We start from the raw sequence: 673 nt of genomic DNA on the forward strand, positions 1-673 counted from the left end.
CTGCCGCCATTGAAAAATACGGCGAAAAATTCAGGGAGCACCCCGTCGGCACTGGCCCTTACAAATTTGTCGAATGGAAGCCGAACGACCGGATCGTCCTTGAGAAAAATGAAGACTATTGGGATCAAGGCAAACCGAAATTGCAGAAGATCATTTTCAGAGCCATTCCTGAAAACTCAGCCCGCTTAAATGCATTGAAGACGGGCGAAATCGACCTAATGGATGGCGTCAATCCGTCTGATATCGAAAGCATCAAAGCAGACGCCAATCTGAAAATATTTGAAAGGCCTTCAATGAACGTCGGGTATCTCGGAATGACAACGACGAGAAAGCCATTTGACAATAAGCTGGTCCGCCAGGCGCTGAACCATGCTGTCGATAAACAGGCGATTATCGACTCCTTCTACGGAGGTCTCGCTGAATCTGCAAAAAACCCGCTTCCTCCGTCGCTCGAAGGGTACAACGACCAGGTTAAGGAATATCCGTATGATTTAAAAAAGGCAAAAGAACTCTTAAAAACGCATCAGCTTCCCCTTTGCTCACCTTATCCAAGTACGTCGCCCAGTCGTAAGTGACGATTTCCGCTTTGACTCCGATTTTTTCAAAGCTTGATTGAATCACTTCGGCTATTTTCATACCGTCCGGCATATACGGCCGCGGTACCGGCATTGCC

Annotated in this window: 1 protein-coding gene and 1 pseudogene; one reads left to right on the forward strand and one right to left on the reverse strand. The window is 47.5% G+C overall.

Annotated elements, in window-relative coordinates; all coding sequences use genetic code 11:
- A pseudogene (locus ACWHAR_RS27860) lies at positions 1-533 on the forward strand (ABC transporter substrate-binding protein); the annotation flags it as partial.
- Here ACWHAR_RS27860 and ACWHAR_RS27865 read toward each other — a convergent pair.
- On the reverse strand, positions 472-669 hold the full coding sequence (locus tag ACWHAR_RS27865; protein ID WP_452088542.1) for an ABC transporter substrate-binding protein: 198 nt from the start codon (positions 667-669) through the stop codon (positions 472-474). The pseudogene ACWHAR_RS27860 and the gene ACWHAR_RS27865 overlap by 62 nt on opposite strands.
- Positions 670-673 lie beyond the last annotated feature (4 nt).

It is taken from the genome of Bacillus sp. LR--39, from assembly GCF_053613335.1.